3 protein-coding genes and 1 pseudogene are annotated in these 3,049 nt (G+C 73.9%); 3 read left to right on the top strand and 1 reads right to left on the bottom strand.

What is annotated here, in order from left to right; genetic code table 11:
• Positions 1 to 507 (bottom strand): annotated as a pseudogene (locus ACYVE9_RS20895) (amino acid deaminase); the annotation flags it as partial.
• Between the two features lie 295 nt (positions 508 to 802).
• Here ACYVE9_RS20895 and ACYVE9_RS20890 point away from each other — a divergent pair.
• From ACYVE9_RS20890 to ACYVE9_RS20880, 3 genes are read left to right on the top strand one after another with little or no spacing between them, the layout of a single operon-like run.
• The gene (locus ACYVE9_RS20890) at positions 803 to 1,795 is read left to right on the top strand and encodes a sugar kinase (RefSeq protein WP_461029423.1); all 993 of its coding nucleotides are present in this window, start codon (positions 803 to 805) and stop codon (positions 1,793 to 1,795) included.
• Positions 1,792 to 2,550: an IclR family transcriptional regulator gene (locus ACYVE9_RS20885; RefSeq protein WP_461029422.1), complete on the top strand. Its 759-nt coding sequence runs from the start codon at positions 1,792 to 1,794 to the stop codon at positions 2,548 to 2,550. The genes ACYVE9_RS20890 and ACYVE9_RS20885 overlap by 4 nt, the downstream gene beginning before the upstream one ends.
• 14 nt (positions 2,551 to 2,564) lie before the next feature.
• The gene (locus tag ACYVE9_RS20880) at positions 2,565 to 2,978 is read left to right on the top strand and encodes a RidA family protein (RefSeq protein WP_461029421.1); all 414 of its coding nucleotides are present in this window, start codon (positions 2,565 to 2,567) and stop codon (positions 2,976 to 2,978) included.
• Positions 2,979 to 3,049: the final 71 nt, after the last annotated feature.

The following is a 3,049-nucleotide window of genomic DNA, read 5'->3' as shown; positions in this document are numbered from 1 at the left end:
CTCCACCACGACGTCCAGCGGCCGTCCGGCGCCGGCCGCCCGCAGCGCCGCGTCCATCAGCCGCACCCCGCGCACCGAGTCCACGTAGACCACGCAGCGGAAGTCCGGGTCGGTGTCCAGCTCGCCGGCCAGCCAGCGCAGCGCCGCCGCGTCCACCAGCTCGTTGGCGAGGAACACCCGCCGCACCCCGAAGGCCCGGTAGACGCGCAGTTGGGCGGGGGTCGCCGCGGTGATGCCCCAGGCGCCCGCGGCCAGCTGCCGGTAGAGCAACTGCGGGGCCATGGACGTCTTGCCGTGCGGCGCGAAGGCCAGCCCGTGCCGCTCGGCGAAGCCCTTCAGCGCGGCCAGGTTGTGCTCCAGCGCCTCGGACGACAGGGCGAGAACGGGCGTGACGAATCCGCCGGTGAACAGGTTGCGGCGCTCGGCGGCGAGCGCGCCGGTGGTCAGCCCGGCCGCGTCCGGCGGCAACCCCTTGAAGCGGTGGTCGACTACCTCGTCGCTGAGCATGCGGCGGTGTGCTCCGTCCGTCCTCGGCGCCGGCGAACGGCGCGGTGCTGCGGATGATGCCGGCGGGGCCGCCACGAGGACGACCGGCCGGCGGGTGCGGAAGCGGGACGGGCCCGCCCGCACGACACCGTACTCGTTGCGCAGTCTGCAATGGTCATTGCGTATACCGACGCCAGCTGTCTAGCATCCCGCCGAGTGCCCGGTCAATGAATCAGGAGCGCATGCCATCGTGACCGACCATCACCTCGGTGCCCCCGCCGCCGACACCCGGCAGCCCGAAGGCCGCAACGCCGAGGTGGACGTGGTGTGCCTCGGCGAGTCCATGGTCGCGTTCCGCCCCTCCCGGCCGAGTCGGCTCGCCGACGCCGCCACTTTCGACCGCGGCATCGGCGGCGCCGAGTCCAACGTCGCCTGCTGCCTCGCCCGCGCCGGCCACTCCACCCGCTGGATCAGCCGCGTGGGCGACGACGCCTTCGGCGACCACCTGGTGCGCGCCATCGCCGGCTGCGGCGTCGACACCTCACACGTCGGACGCGACCCGTGGCGGCCCACCGGCGTCTACTTCCGCACCCACGGCGAACGCGGCGCGGACCTCGAGGTCGCCTACTACCGGTCCGGCTCCGCCGCGTCCGCGATGTGCCCGGACACCGTCGACCGCAAGGCCGCCGACAGCGGACGCGTCCTGCACCTCAGCGGCATCACCGCCGCGCTCTCCGACGGCTGCCTGGCACTGCTGCACGACCTCACGTCCAGCCGCCCCGACCGGCCACTGATCTCCTTCGACGTCAACCACCGGCCCGCCCTGTGGAGCGGACGCGCCGCCCAGGCCAGGACCACCCTGCTCGGCCTGGCCCGCGCGGCAGACGTGGTGTTCGTCGGCGAGGACGAGGCCACCGACATCTGGGGCATCACCGGCGGACCGGCCGCCGTCCGCGCCGCCCTCCCGGAACCACCCGTGGTGGTCGTCAAACAGGGCGTCCGCGGCGCCACCGCCTTCGCCGGCCGGACCACCGTGCCCGTGCCCGCCCCGATCGTGGACGTCGTCGCACCCGTCGGCGCCGGTGACGCCTTCGGCGGCGGCTTCCTCTCCGCGACCCTCCGCGACCTGCCGCTGCGCACCCGGCTCCGCCACGGCCACCTCGCCGCCGCCGCCACGCTCACCGACCCCGGCGACCTCGCGGCGCCGCCCGACCGCGAGCAGGCGGACCGGCTGGCCGCGCTCGACGACGACGCGTGGGGCAGACTGCGTCTCGGTCCCCGCTGGACCACCGAGGAGGCGACCGAATGAGCCAGACCGTCGACCGGGCACTGAGCATCCTGCCGCTGCTCGCCGAGGGACCCGCCAACCTGGAGCAGGTCTCCCAGCGCCTGGGCGTGCACAAGTCCACCGCGCTGCGACTGCTGCGCACCCTCAACGAGCACGGCATCGTCTACCGGCAGGCCGACCAGCGCTACCGCCTCGGCGCCCGGCTGTTCGCGCTCGCCCAGCAGGCCGTCGAGAACCTCGACGTCCGCGAGGTCGCCCACCCGCACCTCGTCGAACTCAACCGGCGGTGCGGCCACACCGTGCACCTCGCCGTCCTCCAGGACAACGAGGTCACCTACATCGACAAGGTGGAGAGCCGCTACCCGGTCCGCATGTACTCCCGCATCGGCAAGCCCGTCGCCATCACGGTCGCGGCCGTCGCCAAGCTGCTGCTCGCCGACCTGCCCGCCGCCGAGCGCCGCGCCATCGCCGAACGGCTCGACTACCCGCGCTACACCTCGCGCTCCACGCCGAACGCCGCGGCCTTCCTCGCCGAACTGGCCACCGTGCGCGAGCAGGGCTGGGCCACCGACCTGGGCGGCCACGAGGAGTCCATCAACTGCGTCGCCGCCCCCGTCCGCGGCCCGGACGGGCGGGTCGTCGCCGCGACGTCGATCTCCGCGCCCAACGTGGTCGTCACCCGTGACGAACTGCTCGAACTGCTCCCGCTGGTGCGGCGGACCGCCGACGCCATCAGTGCGGAGTACTCCGGAAAAACCCCCGGCCCGCAGGCCTGACCCGAGGAACGCCGATGACCGAGAAGCTGACCAAGACCGCCCTCACCCCGGCCACCCACACCACCCCGCCCGCGCGGTTCTCGCACGGCGTCAAGAAGGGCAACCTGCTCCAGGTGGCCGGCCAGGTCGGCTTCCTGCCCGCGGTCGAGGGCACACCGCCCACGCCCGCCGGGCCGACCCTGCGCGAGCAGACCCTCCAGACCCTCGACAACGTGCGGGCGATCCTCGAGGAGGGCGGCGCGACCTGGGACGACGTGCTCATGATCCGCGTCTACCTCACCGACACCGCGCACTTCGCCGAGTTCAACGAGCTGTACAACGACTACTTCGCCGAGCTGACCGAGGTCCCGTCGGCACGCACCACCGTCTACGTCGGCCTGCCCGCCGGCCTGCTGGTCGAGATCGACGCCCTGGCCGTACTGGGCTGACCCCCCGCCCCTGGCCGTACCGGCCGACGACCGCCCCAGCCGGGCCACGGTGCCGCGCTGCGCCGTGGCCC

This window comes from Streptomyces sparsus (assembly GCF_054776295.1).
This window is presented reverse-complemented; position numbering and strand designations above follow the sequence as displayed.

Bases quoted from the DNA above. Each gene is read 5' to 3' on its own strand.
- ACYVE9_RS20885 (WP_461029422.1), top strand. From the start codon at position 1,792: ATGAGCCAGACCGTCGACCGGGCACTGAGCATCCTGCCGCTGCTCGCC.
- ACYVE9_RS20880 (WP_461029421.1), top strand. From the start codon at position 2,565: ATGACCGAGAAGCTGACCAAGACCGCCCTCACCCCGGCCACCCACACC.